This window comes from Kitasatospora phosalacinea, assembly GCF_000717185.1.
Classification (GTDB): Bacteria; Actinomycetota; Actinomycetes; order Streptomycetales; family Streptomycetaceae; genus Kitasatospora; species Kitasatospora phosalacinea_A.
In genome coordinates this window covers 1-22,022 of the sequence record NZ_JNYE01000077.1, presented here as the reverse complement: position 1 = coordinate 22,022, position 22,022 = coordinate 1, and the positions used below count along the sequence as shown (strand labels likewise).

Below are 22,022 nucleotides of genomic sequence, written 5' to 3'. Positions count from 1 at the left end.
CGCGGTACGGGCTGACCCGGCGGAGCGGGCAGAGACAGGAGAGCGGCGTGGAAGCGGGGATGGACCTGTCGGGCCGTACCGGCCCGGAGCCGGGCCGGTACGGGATCGGCATCGACCTGTGGGCGTCCGCGGCGGTGGAGCTGCCGGGCCTCAGGCTCGGGGTGGACAAGGTCAGGCTGGCGGTCGGGATCGCGCTGGCGATCGAGAACGGCACCGTGACGCTGGCCCTGACGCCCCCGGTGCCGACCGGACCGGACGGCGCCCGGGCGGAGTTGACGCTGCCCGCGTTCAGCGGCGGCGGCACGCTGCAGCGCCGCGGGGACGAGTGGAGCGGGGCGCTGCGGGCCCGGCTCGGCCCGGTGGTGGTCAGCGGGTTCGGGGTGCTGACCACGGACCGGTTCTCGCTGCTGGCGCTGATCGCGGCCGAGTTCGAGCCGCCCCTGCAACTCTCCTTCGGCTTCACCCTGGTGGGGGTCGGCGGCCTGGTCGGCGTCAACCGCCGCCCGGACACCGAGGCTCTGCAGGCCGCCGCGCACTCCGGCGACCTGGCCCGGCTGATGTTCCCGCACGACCCGGTCGCGGACGCGCCGCGGCTGCTGCCGGTGCTGGCGGCCGCGTTCCCGCAGCAGGACGGCAGCACCGTGGTCGGCCCGCTGCTCAAGCTCGGCTGGGGCACACCGACGCTGGTGTCCGCGACGATCGGCGTGCTGATCGGCGACCGGGGCGTGGTGCTGCTCGGCAAGCTCGCGCTCACCCTGCCGCACGAGGCCGCCCCGCTGGTGCTGCTACAGGCCGTCGTGGTCGGCACCGTCGACGGCGACGGGCTGGCGCTGGAGGCGAGCCTGGCGGGCTCGCACCTCGCCGGGATCCCGGTCGACGGCGAGATCGCGCTGCGCGTCCGCGGCGGCGACGACCCGCTGTTCGCGCTCTCCGCGGGCGGCTTCCACCCGGCGTTCACCCCGCCGGAGGGCATGCGGCAGCTGCGCCGGATCGGCACCGAGATCTCCCCGGGCGCGATGCTGCGGGCCCGGCTCGCCGCCTACCTGGCCGTCACCACGAACTCGGTGCAGTTCGGCGCCGCGGCCGAACTGGAGGCGGCCGTCGCCGGGTTCGGCATCAAGGGCGGCTTCGCCTTCGACGCGCTGATCCACCTCGACCGGTTCGAGTTCCTCGCCGACTTCTCCGCCCACGTCAGCGTCGAGTGCGCGGACTTCTCGGTCGGCAGCCTCGTCCTGAGCGGCCACCTGTCCGGGCCGAGCCCGTGGCGGATCCGCGGCCACGCCACGGTCTCGGTGCTGTTCTTCGACGTCGACGTGGACGTCCCCGAGATCACCTGGGGCTCCGCCGTCCCGTCCGCACCGCCCCTCGTCCGCGACCCGGGCCCGGTGCTGGTCGCCCAGCTCGCCGAACCCGCCAACTGGACGGTGCTCAGCGGGGACGTCCCGCACTGCGTGCAACTGCGCCCCGGGGCCGGTCCGGGCGCCGCGGCCGTCCACCCGCTCGCCCCGCTGGGCTTCCGCCAGACCGCGGTGCCGCTGCGCGTCGCCCTGCAGCGGATGGACGGGCGGGCGCTGCCGAGGACCGTCACGCTGGACCTCGACGTGCCCGCCCCGCAGCTGCGCGAGGGCCTGTTCCCGCCCGGGCAGTTCCGCGACCTCGACGACCGGGCCCGGCTCGCCGCCTCCGGGTACGCGCCGTTCGCCTGCGGGTTCGACCTCGACCCGCAGGGGGTGAGCTCGCCCGGGGTGCCGCTGGTGCGCGACACCTCCAGCCCCGAGACCAGCGTGCTCGGCGACGACTTCTGCCTCTCCCGGTTCCCCGGCGCCCTGCTGCCCGGCGCACTGGCGGCCCCCCGGCGGGTGGCGCCGCCGCCCGCGGTCCGGCCGGTCGAGCTGCGCGACCCGGCGCGGGCCGCACTGACCAGGGTGCGGGACCTCACCCCGGCGGACGCGGTCGGCGCCGCCACCACCCACCCGGCCGTGCTGGAGAGCCTGCTGGCGGCCGGGAGCGAACTACAGGTCTCCAGGGAATGGGAGTTGACGTTCTGATGGCCGGTACCGAGGGCGGGGCCGCCCCCGCCGTGGAGTTCCGCTCCTGGTCGCGCCGCGGGGCGGCGGCCTCCCTCGGTCCGGCCGGGGGAGACGGCGGCGGCGGGGACGGGAGGCTGCGGGTGCGGCGGGACTTCACCGTCACCGTCACCCCCGACGGCGAGCCGCCCACCGCGCTGAGCGCCCCCGGCGCGGCCGTCACCCTGTTCGGCCCGGGCGACGTGGTCGGCCTGGACCCGGCGCAGGTGCTGCGGCGCTCGCCGCGGCCCGGCGAACTGCACCTGGAACCGGACCAGTTGGCCTGCATCGAGTTCGCCCACCCCGACCTGCCGTGGATGTTCACCCCGCAGGGCCCGACCGACCCCGAGCGGTGCGAACCCTGGCTGATGCTGGTGGTCGTCCCCGCCCGACGGCCGGCCCCGCCGGACGGGCGGCCCTGCCCGGTGCTGGTGCTGGAGTCCGCCGCGGAGGTGCCGGACCCGGCGGACAGCTGGGCCTTCGCGCACGTCCAGACGCACTCCGGCGGCACCGTCGAGAACCCCGACGGCCGGGTCCGCTCGCGGCTGCTCTGCCCCACCCGGCTGGCGCCCGGCACCCACTACCTCGCCGTGGTGGTGCCCGGCTACGAGGCGGGCCGGCTCGCGGGCCTCGGCAGGACCGTCCCGGACGGCACCGGCCGCAGGCGCTGGAGCCCCGCCCCGGGCCTGGAGCTGCCGGTCTACGAGAGCTGGGACTTCCGCACCGGCCCCAGCGGCGACTTCGAGACGCTGTGCAAGAAGCTGCGCCGCGCGGGCCCCTCCGGCGCCGCGCTCGGCCTGCGCCGGATCGCCGTCGAGGGCCGCGCCGCGCTGATGCAGCCCGCCACCGACCCGGACGACGACTTCGCGGGCGTCCAGGAGGTGCCGACCGCGATCACCCGGATCGCCGACACCGCCCCCGGCAGCCCGTTCGCCGCCGACCGCGCCGACCCCGACCCCGCGGCGGCCGCCCTGCACGCCCGGCTCAAGCCGCTGCTCGACGCGGTCGCCGCCGCCGACCCCGCGGACCCGGTGGTCGGCCCGCCGCTGTACGGGCAGTGGGCCGCCGAGGTCCGCTCGCTCGACGGCGCGCCCGGCGCCCCCTTCGTCCCGCTCACCGCGCCCCTCCCGGACCGGCCCGCCACCTGGGTCGAACAGCTCAACGCCGACCCGTACCTGCGGATGGCCGCCGGAGTGGCCACCCTGGTCGTCCAGCACGAGCAGGGCGAGCTGATGGCGGAGGCCTGGCGCCAGCTCGACTCCGTCCGGGCCGCCAACCGGCGGATCCGCAACAGCGCGCTCTACGCGGCCGCCGCGAGCCGCCTGCACGAATGCGTCGCCACGCTGCCCGCCGCGGCCGCGCTGCGGCTGCTCGCCCCCGCCACCGGACGGCTCCGGGCCGACCCCGAGGAGACCTTCCGGGCCCGGATCGACCGCAGCACCGTCCCGCGCGAGGCCCTCGGCCCCGCCCTGGCCCGGGCCGGACGCTACGCGCTGCGCGCCGCCGCCACCGACACCGCCGCCGTCTCCGGCACCGCTTCCGTCTCCGGCACCGTCTCCGCCGTGGTCGAGGCCCTGCGCACCAGCGCCGCCGCCGCCCTGCCCACCCGGTTCACCGCACCCCGCACCCTCGACCCCGGCGTCCTCGCCGAACTCGCCGCCGACCCCGCCTTCCGCACCCGGCTCACCGAACAGCTCGGCACGGACCCGGTCGACTACGTGGCCAGGATCAGCCGACTCCCGCAGTACGTCAGCCAGTTGGCCGTCCAGGTCGAGTCGGCGGCGGACGGCCCGGCCGCCGAGGGCCCGGTCGTGGTGGACCCGGTGGCAGACGGTCCGTTCGGGGAGGGGGCGGCTGTGGTGCTCCCGGTGGCGGACGGTCCGTTCGGGGAGGGGGCGGCCGTGGTGCTCCCGGTGGCGGACGGCCCGGTGCGGCTGCACCCCCGGACCGAGCGGCAGGTCCGCGACCTGGCCGAGCTGGCCGGGCAGCTCGACGCCGCCGGGCACCTCCTGCTGCACCGGGACGTCCGGCCCGAGCTGCTGCGCCTGCGCGGCGAGGGCGTCGGGCAGCCGGTGTCGCTGCGCACCGTCCGGGCGCTCAACGCGGCCGCCGGGGCGGTGGACGACGGCCCGCGGCCGATCGACCTGCGCCGGGACGTGCTGCCCGCCACCGGCTGGGAGGAGACCGACCCGTACCGCCCGGAGACGACCTGGCTGGACCTGCCGCGGCTGCAGGCCGCGCTGAGCGGGCTGGGCGTCACCGGCCGGGCCGCGCGGATCGCCGAGACCGCCGCCGACCTGCGCGCCGCGGCCCTCGCCGGGCTCGGCCTGGACGGCGACGACCTCGGGCGGACCCTCGACCTGCTGCCCGCCGCCGACCTCGCCGCGCTGGGCGCCGCCGTGCAGGCCCTGCCCACCGAGGACCTGGCCCCCGACGCCCTGCCCGCCGTCCTCCCCGAGCTCACCGCCCTCGACCCGGGCGACGCCGCGGCCCTGGTCGGCAGGCTCGAACCGCACCGCGCCTACGGGGCGATGCTCGCCTGGTCGCACGACTTCGTCGGCGAGCACGTCCGCCGCCGCCCCGGCTCCGAGCTGCACCCGGCGATGGCCGCGCCGCAGTTCCCGGCCCCGGCCGTGGACCGGCTCGACCGGCTCGACCGCGAGTGGGTGCTCGGCGGCGCCGGGGCGCTGGAGCCGAACTCGGTGTGCCTGCTGGCCGTCAACTGGCCGTTCGTGGAGGCGTTCCTGGCCGGGCTGAACCACGAGACGGCCCGCGAACTGCTCTGGCGGGGCTTCCCCACCGACCTCCGCGGCACCTGCTTCCGCCGGTTCTGGAACGGCCCGGCCGACGACGTCCGCCCGATGGACGCCTGGTCCGGCCCGATCGGCGAGCAGGGCCCGACCACGGGCGCCCGGCGCCCGGTCACCGTCCTGGTGATCAAGGGCGACCTGCTGCGGCGCTACCCCAACACCGTGATCAGCGCCGAACTCGGCACCGTGACCGGGCACGGGGACGGCGTCGCCTTCACCCCCGACACCGGGAACGCCCACCGGGCCGAGCTGTTCCGCGGCTTCCTCGGCGAGGACCTCGCCTACGTCGCCCTCGACCTCGACCCCGCCGAACTGCGCTACCGGGACGACGCCGACGCCCGGCACTGCTGGTACGTCTCGCTGCTCGAACCGCACGACGAACCGCGCTTCGGCCTGCACGAACCGGGCACCGGCACGCCCGGGACCGACGACCCGGACAACCCCGACGACCCGGACGACCCGGACGACCCGGACGACCCCGACGACCCCGACGACCCCGACACCTGGACGTGGCGGGACGCCGACCGGGGCCGACACCTGACGGCCCGGCGGCTGCACGGGGCCGCGGGCAGCGCCGCGGTCGGCCACGCCCTCTTCCGCCGCCCGTTCCGGATGCTGCTGCGGGCCCGCGACTACGTCTGACCCGCCCGCGACTACGTCTGACCCGCCCCCGGCCACCGACCCGCCCCCGGTCGCCGCACCGCCCGCGGCCACCGACCCGCCCCCCGTCCACGAGGAGAACCGATGGCGACCACGCCGCCCGACCCCGCGCTCTGGGCCGGGCTCGACCCGGAACTGCCGGTCGCGCTGCTGCCCGTCCGCCTGGAGACCCGCTTCGGCACCCGCGCGGGCACCGGCGGGGACGGCGGCCCCGCCGAGGTCCCGGTGCTGCGGGTGCGGATCTACCCGGACGGGATCTCCGTCGCCGAGCCCGGCCGCGGGCTGTGGCCGGCCGAGGCGGCGGCCGGGGCCGCGTTCTGGGAGGAGCAGCGGGCCGCGCCGCCGGGGGAGGAGGCCGGGGCGGCCGCGCACCGGCGGGCCGCGGCCTGGGAGGTGCTGGTGCGCCGGGTCGGGCAGGCCCGGGCGGTGCACGTGGCCCGCGCCACCGGGGCGGGGGACGCGGTCACCGACCGGCCGCCGGGGCCCGCCACCGCGCGGCTGCTGCCCGACGGCTGGGTGCTGGTCGGCGAGCGCGGCGGCAGCACGGTGCTCACTCACTGGGTGCCGCGCCCCGGCGGCGACCTGCAGGTCGGCCCGGACCAGGACCGGCCCGCGTTCGACCCGCAGCGGGCGCACCTGTTCGCCCCGGACGACCCGGTGCGCTGGCTGGTCGACTTCGGGGCCGCGCTGGCGATCGGCATGGCCACCGAGGTCGACCTCGACCCGGAGACCGCGACGTACGGCCTGGACCGGCTGTTCGTGCTCGGCGCGCGCCCAGGCGAGGCCGCCGCCGATCTCGCCGGGCTGCTCGCCGACCACGGCGCCCGGGACGGCTTCGCGCTGCTCGCCCCCGGCACCCCCACCAACAACCTCACCGACCGCCCGGCCGGGCCCGGCACCGCCGCCGACGTCGACCCGTACGCGGGGTACCGCCTGGTCACCGGCGCCGCGCCGCCCGCCGCGCCGCCCGTCGAGTCGCCCGACGGGGAGGTGCCGGTGCTGCACGGCGGCGCCCCCGACGGCCCGCTGCTGGCGGCCGCGCTCGGCCTGCCGCCGGGGGAGTTCGCGGCCGTCCCCGGCGCGGACGGCCGCGAGCAGGCGCTGGCCCGCAGCGCGGCGCTCGCGCTGTTCCCGGTCACCTTCGGCGAGGTGATCGGCACCCTCGCCGAGCCGTGGGACGACCGGACCGCCGCCCCCGACCCGGCCGTGCAGCCGTTCGCCCGCGAGCACGTCGCCTCCTTCGTCCGGGCCCGCGGCCCGCTGCCCGCCGTCCGGGTCGGCCGCCAGCCGTACGGGGTGCTGCCGGTGCTGCCCGCCGCGAGCTGGGTGCGGCTGCCCGAGGAGCCGCCGCTCAGCGAGGGGCTGCACCGGCTGCTGGGCGACCTGCGCCGGCTCTTCGTCCGGGCCGCCCGCGGGGTGCCCCGGCTGGCCGGGGCGGAGCGCCCCGCGGAGGAGCTGGCCCGGGTGCTCGGCCGCGGCCCCGTCCCGCACCCCGGCGGGTACGCGCTGCGCGACACCGCGGGGCCGGTCGCCGGGGACGCGGGCAACCGGGAGCTGCTGGAGCGTCAACTGCGCGAGCAGCTGGACGGGTTGCTGACCGGGAAGGTCGCCGCCTCCCCCGCGTTCACCGGCGCGCTGGGCGTCGTCGGCATCCGCCACCTGCTCGCCCGCACCCTCGGCGACCTGGCCACCGGCACCCGGTTCGAACGGCTGGTGCTGCGCGGCACCAGGGCCGTCACCGCGGCCGTCGCCCGCACCGACCCGCACCGCGCGGGCTGGGAGACGCCCGCCGGCTACCTGCGGCGGCTCACCGGCCCCCGCCACCGGCTGGGGCTGCTGGAGGTGGACGGGACGCCGCCGACCGACCTGCTGTACGTGCTGGTCGAGCACGCCCTGCAACTGGCCGGGGAGCTCGACGTGCTGAGCCTCGGCCGGATGCTGGCCCCCGCCGCGGTCCGCACCGCCGTCGCCGTCCCGCCGGAACTCGCCGAGTCCGCCCTGACGGTGACCCGCCCGCGGGTCGAGCTGTTCACCCGCCCGGCCGAGGACCTGCTGGAGGACCGGCAACTGCAACTCCCGCAGCAGGCACGGGGGTTGGCGCTCACCGAGATCGTCACCGACCGGGGCCTGCTGCAGTCCGTGCTGGACGGGATCGGCGCGGACGTCCCGCTCGTCCCGGTCAACGCCTTCGCCGGGACGCGGCAGGCCGTCGCCGACCTCGCCGCCGCCGACCTCACCGACGCGCAGTACACCCGGCTCACCGGCGAGGCGCTCGCCTGCGCGGCCACCCGCCTCGACGCCTGGTTCACCTCGCTCGCCGCCCAGCGCCTGGCCCGGCTGCGCGACCGCCGCCCCACCGGGCTGCACGTCGGCGCCTGGGGCGTGCTGGTCGACGTCCGCCCGCGCTCCGCCCCCGCCGACCCGGCCGCCGCCCCCGCCGACTGGCGCGCGCACGTCACCGCCGGGGGCGGCGAGGCGCCCGACCCGCGCCGCCCCGCCGACCCGGTCGGCTACGTCCACGCCCCCTCGCTGCAGCAGGCCGTCACCGCCGGGATGCTCCGGGCCGGGGAACTCGCCCACCGCGGCGACGGCAGCACCGTCGCCTCCCTCGACCTCACCTCCCGGCGGGTCCGGCTCGCCCGCGAACTCCTCGCGGGCACCGCGAACGGCCAGCCGCTCGGCGCCCTGCTCGGCTACCGGCTCGAACGCGGCCTGCACGACGCCGGACTGCACACCCTGGTGCAGGAACTGCGCGAGCGCTACCCGCAGCGCCGCACCACCGGCGCCCCCGGCGAACCCCTGCCGCCCGGCCAGGACGCCGTGGTGCCCGCCGAGGTCGTCGACGGCCTCGACGTGTGGACCGCCCGGGACACCCTCGCCGGCACCGTCCCCGGCACCGCCGACCCCCGCTTCCGCCCCGTCCTCGCCGAACTCGACACCGCCGTCGAAGCCGTCGCCGACCTGCTCGTCGCCGAGGGCCTGCACCGGATCGCCACCGGCCGACCCGAAGCCGCGGGCGCCGCCTTCGCCGCCCTCGCCGAGGGCGGCCACCCGCCGGAGACCACCGTCGCCGCCGAACCGCGCTCCGGCGTCACCCTCACCCACCGCGTCCTGCTCACCCTCGACGGCCGCACCGGCACCGCGGGCTGGGACCGCACCGCCCCGCGCGCCCTGCTCGCCCCCCGCGCCGAACTCTGGGCCGAACAGGTCCTCGGCCCCGCCACCGCCCAGCAGGTCCGCACCCCCGACGGCGCCACCACCACGCTGGACGCCCTCGGGCTGTGCGCCCTCGACCTGCTCGCCGAGGCCCGGCCCGCCCCCACCGGCACCCGGCCGCTGGACGCCCGCTGCACCGCCGACGAGCAGCTGCTCGAACTCGCCGCCACCGCAGCCGAGTTGCTCGCCACCGCCCGGCCCGCCACCGCCGCCGACCTGACCGCGCCAACCGACCTGACCGCACCCGCGGACGGCGACCCGACCGCCGCCACCACCACCGCCCCGGCACCGCCCGCCCGCGCCGACCTCGCCCCGCTCGCCACCGCCGTCCGCGAACGGCTCGACGAGACCGACGCCGCGATCGCGGCGATCACCGCCGCCGCCGCGGCCGCCGCCGAAGGGGACCGGCTGCCGCGCAGCCTGCTCACCCCGCTCGCCCGCCTCGGCCTCCCCGGCGCGGTCGGCCCCGGCCCCGACCTGCCCCGCGCGGAGGCCCTCGCCGCGGCGGCCGCCGCCCTCGCGCTGCGCCGCGACGTCCACGGCCTGCTCGCGCTCCCCGCCGACGCCGCCGCGGCCGCCCGGGACGGCGCCCTCGACGCGCTCCGCTCCGCGCCCACCGGCCTCGACACCCTCACCCGGATCGTCCGGCGGATCGGCGGCGACCCGGTCGTCCCCACCGTCCCCGCCACCGGCACCGCACCGCCCGCCCCCGTCCCCGGCGTCCCCGCCGCCGAGGTCGAGCGCTGGCTGGCCCGCCTCGGAAGGGTCCGCCCCGCGCCGGCCCGGCTCGACGACCTCGCCCTGTTCCGGGAGGCCGCCGGACAGCCCGCCGACCCCCTCACCCCCTGCCACCTGCCGCCCACCCCCGGCCTGGCCTGGCTCGGCGGACCGCTCGACCCCGACCCCGGCACCGGCAACCCGCTGCGCGCCTGGAAACGCCCCCGCACCGAGGCCCTGCCCGGCCGCCCCGACCGCAACCACACCCACCTGCTGCTGGTCGGCCCCGCCCCCGGGCCCGACCCGCACGCCCTGGTCCTGGACGAGACCACCGAGGTCCTACCCGCCCCGACCGTCACCACCGGCCTCGCCGTCCACTACGACGCGCCCGGCGCCCGCCCCCCGCAGACCGTCCTGCTCGCCGTCCCCGCCGACCCCGGCAGCCCCTGGAGCTGGACCGCCCTGCACGCCGCCGCCCGCGAGGCGACGGACCTGGCCCTGCTGCGCGGCGTCGACCTGGACGAGCTCGCCCCCACCGGCCTCGACGAGTACCTGCCGCTGACCTACGTCCGCGACGACGGCCGCGCCACCGCGCTGTCCGCACTCACCGCCGCGCCCTGGCCGAAGTTCTCGATCGCCGCCTGGCGCGCGCTGGCGGCCACCCTCTGATGCGACACCTCCACGAGACGAAAACCCTTACGGAAGCGGGGAGTTGATGGACCAGACCATCGTGCGCTGGGGCCGGGTCGAGCCGCACGCCGCCACCCCCGACATCGCCGTCGGACTCGCCGCCGAGACCGCCGACCCGCTGTGGTTCCTGCTCCGGCAGTGGCAGCTGGGCGAACTCACCGGCGACGACGGGGGCAGCCCCGTCGCCCTCGACACCAAGGTCAGCTGGTCCCGGTTCACCCGCTACCGGCCCGAGGGCACCCCCGGACGGCCCGCCCTTCCGCTCGGCGACGACGCCGCCCCGCTGGAACGGCTGGTCGAACAGGAGGCGCTGATCACCCCCGGCGACCCGGCCGCCACCCCCTGGACCGCCGCCGTCCGGGCCGGCCGGTCGCTGCGCCGCCACCTCGCCGCCCGCCACCTCACCGCGGTCGCCGACGCCCTGGCCGCCCGCCCCGAACTGCGCTTCGACGCGACCGCGCCCGACGACGCCCCGCTCGGCCCCGACGAGGTGCGCTACCGGCGCCTGCTGGCGGGCCGGGTGCTGGACGGCGCCAAGGTGCTGGCCCTGCTGGCGGACGGCGGGCTGCCCGCCGGTGCGACGGCCGGGGCCGACCCCGGCGCGCTGGAGGACGCGCTGCGCGACTGGCAGCGCGAACTCGCCGAGGACTGGGGCGTCCTGGCCCCCGGCGCCGACCCCACCCCGCCCAGCTGGGTGCCCGACCGCCTCGAGTACGCGTTCTCGCTGGCCGCGCCCCCGCTGCCGCCCGCCGAGCCGTCCGCCGAGCCGCCCGCCGCCGACGCGCCCGCCGCCGACGCGCCCGCCGCCGACGCGCCCGCCGCCGACGCGCCCGCCGCCGAGCTGGTGCTGCGCGCACCGGCGTACGACGGCACCGGCCTGGCCTGGTACGACCTCGACCTCGACCTCGACACGGGCCGGGCCCAGGACGCGGACCCCGGGCGCGCCCTCGGGGCGGCGGCGGACGGGGGAGCGACCGGGCAGCGGACCGCCACCGCGCTGCCCGCGCCGCTGCGCTACCCGGGCATGCCCGCCGACCGGTTCTGGGAGTTCGAGGACGCCCGGGTCTCGCTGGGGGCGGCCACCGGCGGCCCCACCGACCTGGCCCGGATGCTGGCGGTCGACTTCGCCCTGGTGCACAGCCCCGACTGGTACCTGGCGCCGGTCGAGGTCCCGGTCGGCTGCGTGGCCCGGGTCGACTGGGTGGTCGTCCGGGACACCTTCGGCGCGGCGACCCTGGTGGGCACCGCCGCGACCCGGGCCGGGGACGGCGTCGGCCGCCAGTTCCAGCCCGCCGCGGCGAGCGGCCCGGAGGGCGACCACCCGCTGCTGGTGGTGCTGCCCTCGGCGGGGTCCGCGCTGGGCTCGCCACCACTGGAACGGGTCGCCCTGCAGCGCGACGAGGCCGCCAACCTGGCCTGGGCGATCGAGCAGCGGGTGCTCGGCCCGTCCGGTCGTGGCGTCGAACTGCCCTGGCAGCAGATCGAGTTCGACCTGCCGCGGGCCCGCTCGGCGAGTGCGTACGAGCTGGTGTGGCGGCTGGCCACCCCGGTCGCGCGCAGTTGGACGCCGCTCGTCCCGGTGGCGCCGCGGCCCGGCGCGCCGGACGGGCCGCGGCTGCTGCGGCGGGCCCGGCTGCTGGAGACCCGCACCGGCGAACTGCGGGCCGCGCGGAGCCGGATCCTGCGGGACGCCGCCGGGGGCGTCCGGGACGAGGAGGTCACCCGCGGCGGGGTGGAGGTCCGGATGCTGGACCAGCTGGTGCGCCGCCCCGACGGCAGCAGCCACGTCTGGCGCGGCCGCGAGAAGCGCCCGGGCCGCGGCGAGGCCTCCTCGGGCCTGCGCTTCGACGCCGCGACCCCCGATCCGGACCGGGGTCGTCCGGACCTCCCCTGATCAGCGGGTTCACGGAATCTCCGGATTCTTCCTCCCCCGCGCCGCAGGCGAACTCCGGGAGTTCTCCGGAGACCTCGGGTAAACGGCGCGCCACCGCTTTGTGTCCAGCATGTAATCGGACCTTTGACAGGAACCCCGGGCGCTGACATGCTGTCCGGCGGCTTGCAGTGGGAGCGCTCCCATCAGGCCTTCGGAGTAAGTACACACGGGGAGGGGAAGCGGCGTGTCGGCATCTGAGGTTGAGCATGCCCAATTAGCACCCCGGGAGCCGTCCGAACCTTCCGGAGCGGTGCGCACGGCGGGTAATCGCGAGAGACACGGGGGCTGAACCGCGATGCTTCCGGAATCCATTGCCCACCGCTCGCTGTCCAGTCTGTTCGTGGTGGTCCAGGGCATCGCGCCCTGCCCGGTCCGGCTGAAGCTGGAAGGGCTCAACGCGGCCGGTTCGATCAAGCTCAAGACCGCGCTGCAGATGGTCATCGACCTGGAGGAGGCGGGCGGCGTCGCGCCCGGGGCGCGGTTCGTCGAGTCCTCCTCCGGCAACCTCGGGGTGGCGCTGGCGCTGATCTGCGCCGAGCGCGGCTACCGCTTCACCTGCGTCACCGACCCCAACGCCGCGCCCAGCACCGTCGCCAAGATGCGGGCCCTGGGGGCCGAGGTGATCACCGTCGAGGAGCGGGACGCGACCGGGAACTACCTGGGCACCCGGATCGACCTGGTGCAGCGCCTGTGCGCCGAGGACCCCGGCCTGATCTGGCTCAACCAGTACGCGAACCAGAGCAACTGGCGCGCCCACTACCGGATGACCGGCCCCGAGATCCTGGCCGCCGCGCCCCGGGTGGACTGCCTGGTGGTCGGCACCGGCACCACCGGCACCCTGATGGGCCTGGCCCGCTACTTCCGCGAGCACTCGCCGGAGACCCTGCTGGTCGGGGTCGACTCGATGGGGTCGGTGACCTTCGGCGGGGCCTCCGGCAAGCGCTGGATCCCCGGCCTCGGCACCAGCCGCAAGCCCCCGATGGCCGACGCCTCGCTGGTCGACGAGGTGCTGATGGTCGACGAGGCGGACGCCGTCCGGATGTGCCGCACCCTGGCCCAGCGCGGGCTGACCGTCGGCGGCTCCACCGGCGCCGTGCTGCAGGGGGTGCGCTACCTCGCCGACCGCTTCACCGAGGACAGCGTGGTGGTCGCGCTCTCCCCCGACATGGGGGACAAGTACCTGGACACCATCTACAGCGACGACTGGGTCCGGTCGAAGTTCCCCTCCGCCTTCCGGGCGCTGCCCGCGATGCTCGCCGCCGAGAGCGGCCGGGTGCGGGTCGGGGTGGATTTCCGGAGCGACGCGGCGAACCCGCGCGCAGAACGTCAGGACCTCATCGCATGAACGGGCGGCCCGCAGAAGTGACCACGCAATCCACCGCGCAATCCACCGCGCAATCCACCGCGAAATCCGCGCTGCTTTCCGTGCCGGAATTCCGGGTCTATTCGGGCAGCCGGGTCCGCGAAGTCGTGAACGGCGACCGGGCCGCCGTGGTCGCCGCCGTGGAATCCGCCTACAAGGCGCACCACGCGCAGCGCACGGTGAATCCGGACAGCTATTTCCTGCGCTTCCCGGAACACGACGCGGACCGCATCATCGCGCTGCCCGCGCACTACACCGAGGACTCCGGCGAGCGGGTCACCGGCATCAAGTGGATCTCCAGCTTCCCCGGCAACATCGACCGCGGCCTGGCCCGGGCGTCCGCCGTGCTGGTGCTGAACGACGAGACCACGGGCTACCCGGTGGCCTGCATGGAGGCCGCGGCCATCAGCGCGAGCCGCACCGCGGCCGGGGCCGTGCTGGCCCTGCGGGAGCTGGACGGCGGGAAGGGCGGGCGGCGCACCGTCTCCGTCATCGGCACCGGCGTGATCAGCGAGCACGTCCTGGACTACCTGGGGCAGTCCGGCGTCGAGCCGGAGCGGATCCTGCTGCACGACGCCCACCTGCCGCACGCCGAGCGCCTCGCGCAGCGGCTGCGCGGCCGCTTCGCGGCGCCGGTGGCGGTCTGCGGCAGCATCGAGGAGGCGATCACCGCGGGGCAGGTGGTGGTGTTCGCCACCACCGCGGGCGAGCCGCACGTCCACGACCCGCGGCTGTTCGCCCACAACCCCGTGGTGCTGCACCTCTCGCTGCGCGACCTCGCCCCCGAGGTGGTGCTGGCCGCGCACAACGTGGTCGACGACGTCGACCACGCGCTCAAGGCCCGCACCTCGCTGCACCTGGCCGAACTGCTCACCGGCGGGCGGGAGTTCGTACGCCACACGCTTCCGGCGATCCTGAGCGGCGCCCCCGCGCCGGAGCGCGATCGTCCGGTCGTCTTCTCCCCGTTCGGCATGGGAATCCTGGACCTGGCCGTCGGCAACCTCGTGCACTCCGTCCTCGCGGACACCACCGTGCCCGTGGAGGACTTCTTCCAGGGAGCAGAAAGGTGCTGACCGAGATGACCACCGACCCCGCCCGCCGACCCGGCCACTCCGACGTGCTGGTGGGCCTCCAGTACGGCGACGAGGGCAAGGCCAAGATCATCGACCTGATCGCCCCCGACTACGACGTCGTGGCCCGCTTCAACGGCGGCGCCAACGCCGGGCACACCATCGACACCCCGGCCGGCCGGGTCGTCCTGCAGCAGGTCCCGTCCGCGGTCTTCCACCCCGGCTGCGAGCTCTACATCGGCTCCGGCTGCGTGCTCAACCTGGTCAAGCTCCGCGACGAGCTCGCGCTGCTGCGCACCGTCGGCGTCGACCTCGCCGACCGGCTGCGGATCAGCGACCGCTGCGCCGTCGTCCAGCCCGTGCACTTCCTGCTCGACCAGCGCACCGGCGCCGCCATCGGCACCACCGGCAACGGCATCGGCCCCTGCTACGCGGACCGCGCCGCCCGCACCCGCGACGGCGTCCGCTGCAACCTGCAGCTGCGCGACCTGCTGGAGGACCCCGAGGGCACGGCCGCCCTGATGCTGGCCGCCGTCGAACGGGAACTCAAGGAGGAGGCCGACGCGGGCGAGCGGCTGGCCGCCGAGCGCGAGCGGATCGCCGCGATGCGGGAGAGCGCCGAGGCGCTGCGCCCGATGGTCACCACCGACCGCACCCACCTCGCCCGCAGGGTCGCCGACGGCGCCCGGGTGCTGTTCGAGGGCGCGCAGTCGCTGATGCTCGACGTCGTCCAGGGCGACCAGCCGTACGTCACCTCCAGCCACACCCTGCCCGGCCACGCCTACGTCGGCGGCGACCTGCCGCCCCGCTACCACCGGCACACCATCGGCGTCGCCAAGGCCGTGGTCTCCCGGGTCGGCCACGGCCCCTTCCCGTCCGAACTGGGCGCCGAACGCTCCGCCGCGTACTTCGCCGAGGCCTGCCGCACCGGCCGCGGCCGCACCGAGGAGCAGGCCGAGCACGACCCGCAGCAGCTGCTCGGCTCCGCCGACCCGCTCGACGTCGGCACCGCGCTGCGGATGCTCACCGGCGAGTACGGCTCCGGCACCGGCCGGCCCCGCCGGATCGGCCTGCTCGACCTGGAGCAGCTGCGCGAACAGGTCACCCTGCACGGCGTGGACGTGGTCTACCTCAACAAGACCGACTGCCTGGCCCACTACCGGGACAGCCACTACGGCGGCGTCCCGGTGCAGCTCGCCGCGGCCGCCCCCGGCGAACCCGGCAGCGAGCGGATCGAGGTGCTGCCGGTCTTCGACGCCGAGCAGGTGCGGGCCGCCGTCGCGGGCCTGCCCGGGCTGGACGGCGTCCCGGCGTCCATGCTGGCGTTCAAGGAGTACGTCGAGCAGCGGATCGGCGCGCCCGTGATCGGCCTGGGCCTGGGCCCGGAGCGCGACTGCACCGCCGAGTTCGCCCGCCCCGGCACGCTCCCCGCCGGGCTCCCCGCCGCGCTCCCCGCCGCCCGGCAGGCCGGCGGATGAGCCCCGTACCGCCCGGCGCCGGGGTCGTCCCCCCCGGCGCCGGGCCGGCGGGGGAGGACCGCTGGTACGGGAAGGCGATGGTGCGGGTCCGCGACCCGGAGCCGGCCGGCCCCGCCTGGCAGGACTCGCACGTCCTGTACAACCGGGCGCTCACCCCGTACACGGCGCACCCGCTGGTCGCCGCCCTCGGCCCGCGGGCCGCGCTGGAGCTCGGGGCCGGGCGGCTGGCCGAGTACCTCGCCAAGACCGAGGTGGTGGAGCTGGAGATCGTCAACCGGGCCGTCCAGCGGATCCTCGAACTCCCCGGCACCCCCGACGAGATGCGCACCGACCTGCTCAAGGTCTACACCGACGAGGGCTACCACGTCCTGATGATGGAGGAGTTCCGCTCCCACATCCAGCAGGTCACCGGCCTGCGGCTGGGACGCACGCCCGGCCGGGAGGTCGGCGACATCGCCCGGCTGGTCGCCGGGCTGCCCCGGGAGAAGCGGCCGATCGCGGTGATCTGCTGCGCCATCGTCACCGAGACCCTGATCACCGCGACCCTCCGGCAGGCCGGCGGCGACACCGTCCACCCGGCCGTCACCCGGATGCTGGCCGAGCACGCCACCGACGAGGCCCGGCACCACGCCTTCTTCCACCGCTTCGCCGACGGCTGGATCCCCACCGTCGTGCAGCGGGACCGGGCCCTGGTCGAGTCCGTCCTGCGCCAGGTGCTGTGGTACTTCCTGCGCCCCGACTTCGGCCGCCTCCACGCGGACCTGGTCGCCCGCGGCCTGACCCCCCGCCAGGCCGCCACCGCCATCGACGAGAGCCACGACCGGGCCGAGCTGCGCCGCCAGTTCCTGGCCGCCTCCGCCGCCTGCCGCAAGCTGATCGGCGACCTCGGACTGGAGGCCGGCGAGCAGTTCGCCGACCGGCTCTCCGTCCTCGACGGGGCCTCGCTCGTCGACCTCACCACCCTCGAACCGCACCGGAGCTGAGCCCCGCAGGGTTCGAACGGCGGCGACCGGCCGTGTCGGAGCCCGGTCGCGCCGCCCGCGGGCGCCCCCGCCCGCCGCCCTCACCACCCGCGAACCGCGCCAGGCCCCCGCCGCGACCGGCCGGGGCCCGCCAGAGCCATGAGGAGCACCCCACCATGACCGACACCGGCACCCCCGGCTGGATCGACGTCGACCTGACCATGCCCGGCACCGAGTACCGCGCCCTGCTGGAGGCCGCCCTGCGGCTCAAGTCCCTGCCGCAGCAGGACAAGCGGGTCCTGCTGGACGGCCGGGCCGTCTACTTCATGTTCTTCAACCAGTCGCTGCGCACCCGCAGCAGCTTCCACACCGGCCTGGAGAAGCTCGGCGGCCACGCCGTCCACCTCGACCCGGCGAACGGCATCTACACCCCGGCGCTGCCCGGCCAGGAGATCCCGTACGCCACCGAGCGGGTCTCCGACGTCGCCCGGGTGCTCTCCCAGTACGGCGACGCGATCGCGATCCGGATGTACGGCGAACCGGCGGGCTGGGTGTACGGCGGCGCGAACCGCTTCATCCACGAGTTCGCGAAGCACGCCGACATCCCGGTCATCAACATGGAGTGCGACCGCTTCCACCCCTGCCAGGCGCTGGCCGACGCGATGACCATGCACGAGCACACCGGCGGCGACCTGCGCGGCCGCAAGCTCACCATCAGCTGGGCGTACTCCGGCAGTTGGCACAAGCCGGTGGCGGTGCCGCAGAGCGCCCTGCTGTCGGCCGCCAAGCTCGGCATGGAGATCACCCTCGCCCACCCGCCCGGCTTCGAGCTCGACCCCGAGGTGATGGCCGCCGCGCAGGGCTTCGCCACCGAGTCGGACGCCACGATCCGGCTCACCCACGACTTCGAGGACGGCCTGACCGGCTCCGAGCTGGTGTACGCCAAGTCCTGGTGCAGCCTGGACATGCTGCCCGCCGACCGCTCCGGCACCGTCGACGAGGCGGGCATGACCGCGCTGTTCGACAAGCACCGCGACTGGCGGGTCGACGAGCGGGCGATGTCGCTGGCCGCCCCCGGTGCCGCGTACCTGCACTGCCTGCCCGCCGACCGGGACCAGGAGGTCACCGACGCGGTGATCGACGGCCCCGGCTCGCTGGTCTTCCGGCAGGCCGCCAACCGGCTGCACGCGCAGAACGCCGTGATGACCCGGCTGATGAACCCGGCGGGAATGCCGTGACGGTCCGCCAGCTCCCGCTGGAGCGGCGGACGGTGCTGCGCTGCTGCCTGTGCGACCGGCCCGCGGGCGGGGCCGGCGGCGCGGCGGCCTGCGACTGCGAACCCGCGCCCAACCGGCGGGCGGTCACCGAACCGCCGCCCACCGCACGGGAGTTCCTCGACTCGCTGACGGGCCGCGACCTGTGGCGCTACCAGGCGCTGCTGCCCGCCCGCCGCGAGCACGGCAGCGGACTGCAGGTCGGCGGCACCCCGCTGCTCGACCTGGGCACCGCCCTGGACGGCGTCCGGCTGCGCGCCAAGGACGAGACCCGCAACCCCAGCGGCTCGCTCAAGGACCGGGCCACCGAGGTCGCGCTCGCCGTCGCCCGCGCCCACGGCCACCGCGAGGTGGTCGCCGCCTCCACCGGCAACGCGGGCGCCTCGATGGCCTGCATCGCCGCCGCCCAGGGCCTGCGCGCCACCGTCTTCGTGCCCGCCGCCGCGCCCCCCGCCAAGCTCACCCAGATCCGCGCGTACGGCGCCGAACTGCGCACCGTCGACGGCAGCTACGACGAGGCCTTCGACCGGGCCGTCGCGCACGCCCGCGAACACGGCCTGTACTGCCGCAACACCGGCGTCAACCCGTACACCCGGGAGGGCAAGAAGACCTGCGCCCTGGAGATCGCCGAGGCCCTCGGCTGGGAGGTGCCGGACTGGGTGGTCGTCCCCTGCGGGGACGGCAACATCCTCAGCGGCATCGGCGCGGGCTTCGCCGAACTCGCCGACCTCGGGCTGCTGCCCGGCGTGCCCCGGCTGGTCGCCGCCCAGGCCGCCTCCTCCGACAGCATCCGGCGCAGCTGGGCGGCCGCGCTGGCCCGCGGCGGGTGGGTCGACCGCGAGCCGGTGCCCGTCGCCCCCGCCACCGCGGCCGACAGCATCGCGGTCTCCCGCCCGCGCGACCACCTGGCCGCCGTCCGGGCGCTGCTGCGCTCCGACGGGCTGGCCGCGGCCGTCGCCGAGGAGGAGATCCGGTGGGCGGCGGGCGAGTTGGCGCGGCGCTTCGGCCTGTGGGTCGAGCCGTCCACGGCGGCGGGCTACGCGGCACTGGCCCGGCTGCGCCGGGAGGGCGCCGTCCGGGAGGGCGACTCGGCGGTGCTGCTGCTGACCGGCACCGGCCTCAAGGACCCCGACCCGTGGCCCGCCGCACCGCCGGAGGCCCAGCGGTGACCGCACCCGTCACGGTGGTCGGCGGCGGCGTCACCGGCCTCACCACGGCCCTGGAACTCCAGGACCGCGGCCGCGCCGTCACCCTGCTCACCCCCGAACTGCCGCACCACACCACCTCGGTGGTCGCCGCCGCGATCTGGCACCCGTTCTTCCAGCGCCCCGACCCGCTCTACCTGCGGCGCGCCACCACCGCCCTGCACCGGCTCACCGCCCTCGCCGCCGACCCCGCGGCCAGCGGCGTGCGGGTGCGCACCCTCACCGAGTTCTTCCCCGCCGCCACCGAAGCCCCCTGGTGGACGCGGGAGCTGCCCGAACGGCACCGCGCCCGCCCGGCCGACTGCCCGCCCGGGTACGCCTCCGCCTGGGCCGTGCCCGTCCCGGTCGCCGACGCCGCCCGCTACCTGGCCCACCTCGCCGAGCGCTTCGCGGCCCGCGGCGGCCGGATCGAGCACCGCCAGGTCTCCGACCTGGCCGCGGAGGTCGCCCGCACCGGCGGGGTGGTCAACTGCACCGGCTACGGCAGCGCCGCACTGGCCGGGGACCGCAGCCTGTCGCTCGTCCGCGGAGTGGTGCTGCGCTGCGCCAAACCCGAAGGCCTGCACGGCTGCTGGATCGACGACGGCGACCCGCGCCGCCCCACCTACGTGGTCGAGCGCGAGCACGACGCCGTCCTCGGCGGCACCGCCGACCCCGGGCTGGTGGCCACCGCCGTCCCGGACGAGACCGTCGCCGACATCCTGGCCCGCTGCGCCCGGCTGGTGCCCGCCGTCGCGGACGCCCGGGTGCTGGAGGTCCGGGTGGGCTTCCGCCCGGCGCGCGGCACCGTCCGGGTCGAACGCGACCCGTACATCCCCGGCCTGGTCCACAACTACGGGCACGGCGGTGCCGGTTTCACCCTCTCCTGGGGGTGCGCCACGGACGCGGCCGACCTCCTCGGAACCACCCACTAGCGAAAGCGAGGCGATGACGCCCGTGTTCTCCCGCGACCTGATCCAGCCCGTGCACACCTTCCCCGAACTCCTGGACGCCGTCCGCGCCCAGCCCGACCCGACCCGGCCCGCGATCACCTTCTACCGCGGCACCGAGCGCGGCACCTCGCTCGACTACGGCGCCTACCTGGCCGCGATCGACGCCTGGGCCGCCTACCTCCAGGGCGAGGGCGTGGTGCCCGGCGACCGGGTCGCCACCCTGATGCGCAACCGGATCGAGGTGCCGGTCTTCTACCTCGCCGCGATGAGCATCGGCGCGGTCGTGGTGCCGCTCAACCCCGCCTACTCGGTCGCCGAGATGGAGTACGTGCTGGGCGACGCCAACCCGGTGCTGGTCCTCACCGACCGGGAGACCGGCCTGGAGCGGGGGGACGAGCTGCGCCGGGGCCGCCGCGTCCGGCTGCTGGAGGACGTCGCCCCCGAGGGCGTCGCCCCCGCCCCCGGCGGCGCGCCCCGGCCGGTCGCGGTCAACGGCGACAACCCCGCCATCATCCTGTACACCTCCGGCACCACCGCGTTCCCCAAGGGCGTGGTGCAGATGCACCGCAACCTGGTCGCCAACGCCTGGAGCATGGTCAAGGCGCTGGGCATCGACCACCCCGTGCAGTACTCGGTGATGCCCTTCTACCACGCGCACGCCGTCGGCTTCGGCATGATGACCTGCCTGCTCTCCTCCGGGCACCTGGTGATGACCGACCGGATGGACCCGTTCTCCTGGGCCGGGGTGGTCGCCGGGGAGCGCGTCACCGTCACCAGCATGGTGCCGAGCATGCTCCAGCTGCTGCTGCGCACCCGGGTGACCAGGGCCGCCGTGCCCGACCTGAAGTGGATCTTCGTGTCGGCGGCGCCGCTGCCCTCCGCCCTCGCCCGCGAGTTCGAGGAGCAGTCCGGCCTGCGGCTGGCGCACGCCTGGGGCCTGTCGGAGTACACCAACTTCGCCACCATCCTGCCCGCCACCGACCCCGACCCCGTCCGCTCCGCGATGATGTTCGACCGCGACACCCCCTGCGTCGGCTACCCCCTGGACGGCGCCCGGGTCTCCGTCGTCCGCCCCGACGGCACCGAGGCCGACCCCGGCGAACTCGGCGAACTGCGCATCACCGGCCCCAGCCTCTCCCTCGGCTACCACCGCAAGCCGGACGAGACCGCCAAGGCCTTCCGCGACGGCTGGCTGCACTCCGGCGACGAGGGCTACTACCTGGCCGAGGGCGGGCGGAAGTACTTCTTCGTCACCGACCGGATCAAGGACCTGATCATCCGCTCCGGCGACAAGGTCAGCCCGACCGCCGTCGAGTCCGCGATCCTCGCCGAACTGCCCGAACTCGCCGGGCGCGTCGTCGCGGTGGGCTACCCCCACCAGACCTACGGCGAGGAGGTCGGCCTGGTCGTCGACACCGAGGACATGGCCGGCGTCCAGGACCGGCTGATGAAGACCGTCCAGGACCTGCCGGTGCGCAACCGCCCCAAGGTCGTGCTGTGGGGGCAGGACGTCATCCCCCGCACCCACACCGGCAAGACCCAGCGCCGGATGCTCGTCCCGCACTTCGCCGCCTACCGCGACCGCAGCGCCGCCGGGACCGTCGCCCCGCTCGACCCCGCCGCCCGCCCCTGACCCGGGCCCCGCC

Annotated in this window: 12 protein-coding genes; all 12 read left to right on the top strand. The window is 76.6% G+C overall.

All coding sequences use genetic code 11. The features are described from left to right. The first annotated feature begins 47 nt into the window (after positions 1-47). Entirely contained in the window at positions 48-2,048 is a 2,001-nt protein-coding gene (locus OO57_RS39840; RefSeq protein WP_158715240.1) for a DUF6603 domain-containing protein, read from the top strand. Continuing rightward, positions 2,030-5,518 (top strand): hypothetical protein, encoded by a 3,489-nt coding sequence (locus OO57_RS46965; protein ID WP_158715239.1) that lies wholly within the window; start codon positions 2,030-2,032, stop codon positions 5,516-5,518. The genes OO57_RS39840 and OO57_RS46965 overlap by 19 nt, the downstream gene beginning before the upstream one ends. A gap of 102 nt (positions 5,519-5,620) precedes the next feature. Beyond that, positions 5,621-10,138 carry a hypothetical protein gene (locus OO57_RS27435; RefSeq protein WP_033255360.1) on the top strand — a complete coding sequence of 1,506 codons (4,518 nt, stop codon included), beginning with the start codon at positions 5,621-5,623 and terminating at the stop codon, positions 10,136-10,138. Between the two features lie 46 nt (positions 10,139-10,184). Then, the gene (locus OO57_RS27430) at positions 10,185-12,053 is read left to right on the top strand and encodes a hypothetical protein (RefSeq protein ID WP_033255359.1); all 1,869 of its coding nucleotides are present in this window, start codon (positions 10,185-10,187) and stop codon (positions 12,051-12,053) included. 379 nt (positions 12,054-12,432) lie between these two features. Beyond that, a complete protein-coding gene (gene sbnA, locus OO57_RS27425; protein WP_063737655.1) occupies positions 12,433-13,437 on the top strand; it encodes a 2,3-diaminopropionate biosynthesis protein SbnA in 1,005 nt (334 codons plus the stop codon). A gap of 80 nt (positions 13,438-13,517) precedes the next feature. Further along, positions 13,518-14,528 (top strand): 2,3-diaminopropionate biosynthesis protein SbnB, encoded by a 1,011-nt coding sequence (gene sbnB / locus OO57_RS27420; protein ID WP_234337526.1) that lies wholly within the window; start codon positions 13,518-13,520, stop codon positions 14,526-14,528. Beyond that, the gene (locus OO57_RS27415; RefSeq protein ID WP_063737654.1) at positions 14,522-16,003 is read left to right on the top strand and encodes an adenylosuccinate synthetase; all 1,482 of its coding nucleotides are present in this window, start codon (positions 14,522-14,524) and stop codon (positions 16,001-16,003) included. The genes sbnB and OO57_RS27415 overlap by 7 nt, the downstream gene beginning before the upstream one ends. After that, complete coding sequence (locus OO57_RS27410) at positions 16,000-16,986, top strand: diiron oxygenase (RefSeq protein WP_081974001.1); 987 nt, start codon at positions 16,000-16,002, stop codon at positions 16,984-16,986. Before OO57_RS27415 ends, OO57_RS27410 begins: the two co-directional genes overlap by 4 nt. Before the next feature lie 155 nt (positions 16,987-17,141). After that, entirely contained in the window at positions 17,142-18,203 is a 1,062-nt protein-coding gene (locus OO57_RS27405; RefSeq protein WP_033255357.1) for an ornithine carbamoyltransferase, read from the top strand. Further along, positions 18,200-19,408, top strand: a complete 1,209-nt coding sequence (locus OO57_RS27400) for a threonine synthase (protein ID WP_051778311.1) — start codon at positions 18,200-18,202, stop codon at positions 19,406-19,408. The genes OO57_RS27405 and OO57_RS27400 overlap by 4 nt, the downstream gene beginning before the upstream one ends. Then, entirely contained in the window at positions 19,405-20,358 is a 954-nt protein-coding gene (locus tag OO57_RS27395; RefSeq protein ID WP_033255373.1) for an FAD-dependent oxidoreductase, read from the top strand. The genes OO57_RS27400 and OO57_RS27395 overlap by 4 nt, the downstream gene beginning before the upstream one ends. Before the next feature lie 13 nt (positions 20,359-20,371). Further along, a complete protein-coding gene (locus OO57_RS27390; protein ID WP_033255356.1) occupies positions 20,372-22,009 on the top strand; it encodes a class I adenylate-forming enzyme family protein in 1,638 nt (545 codons plus the stop codon). The last annotated feature ends 13 nt before the right edge of the window (positions 22,010-22,022 follow it).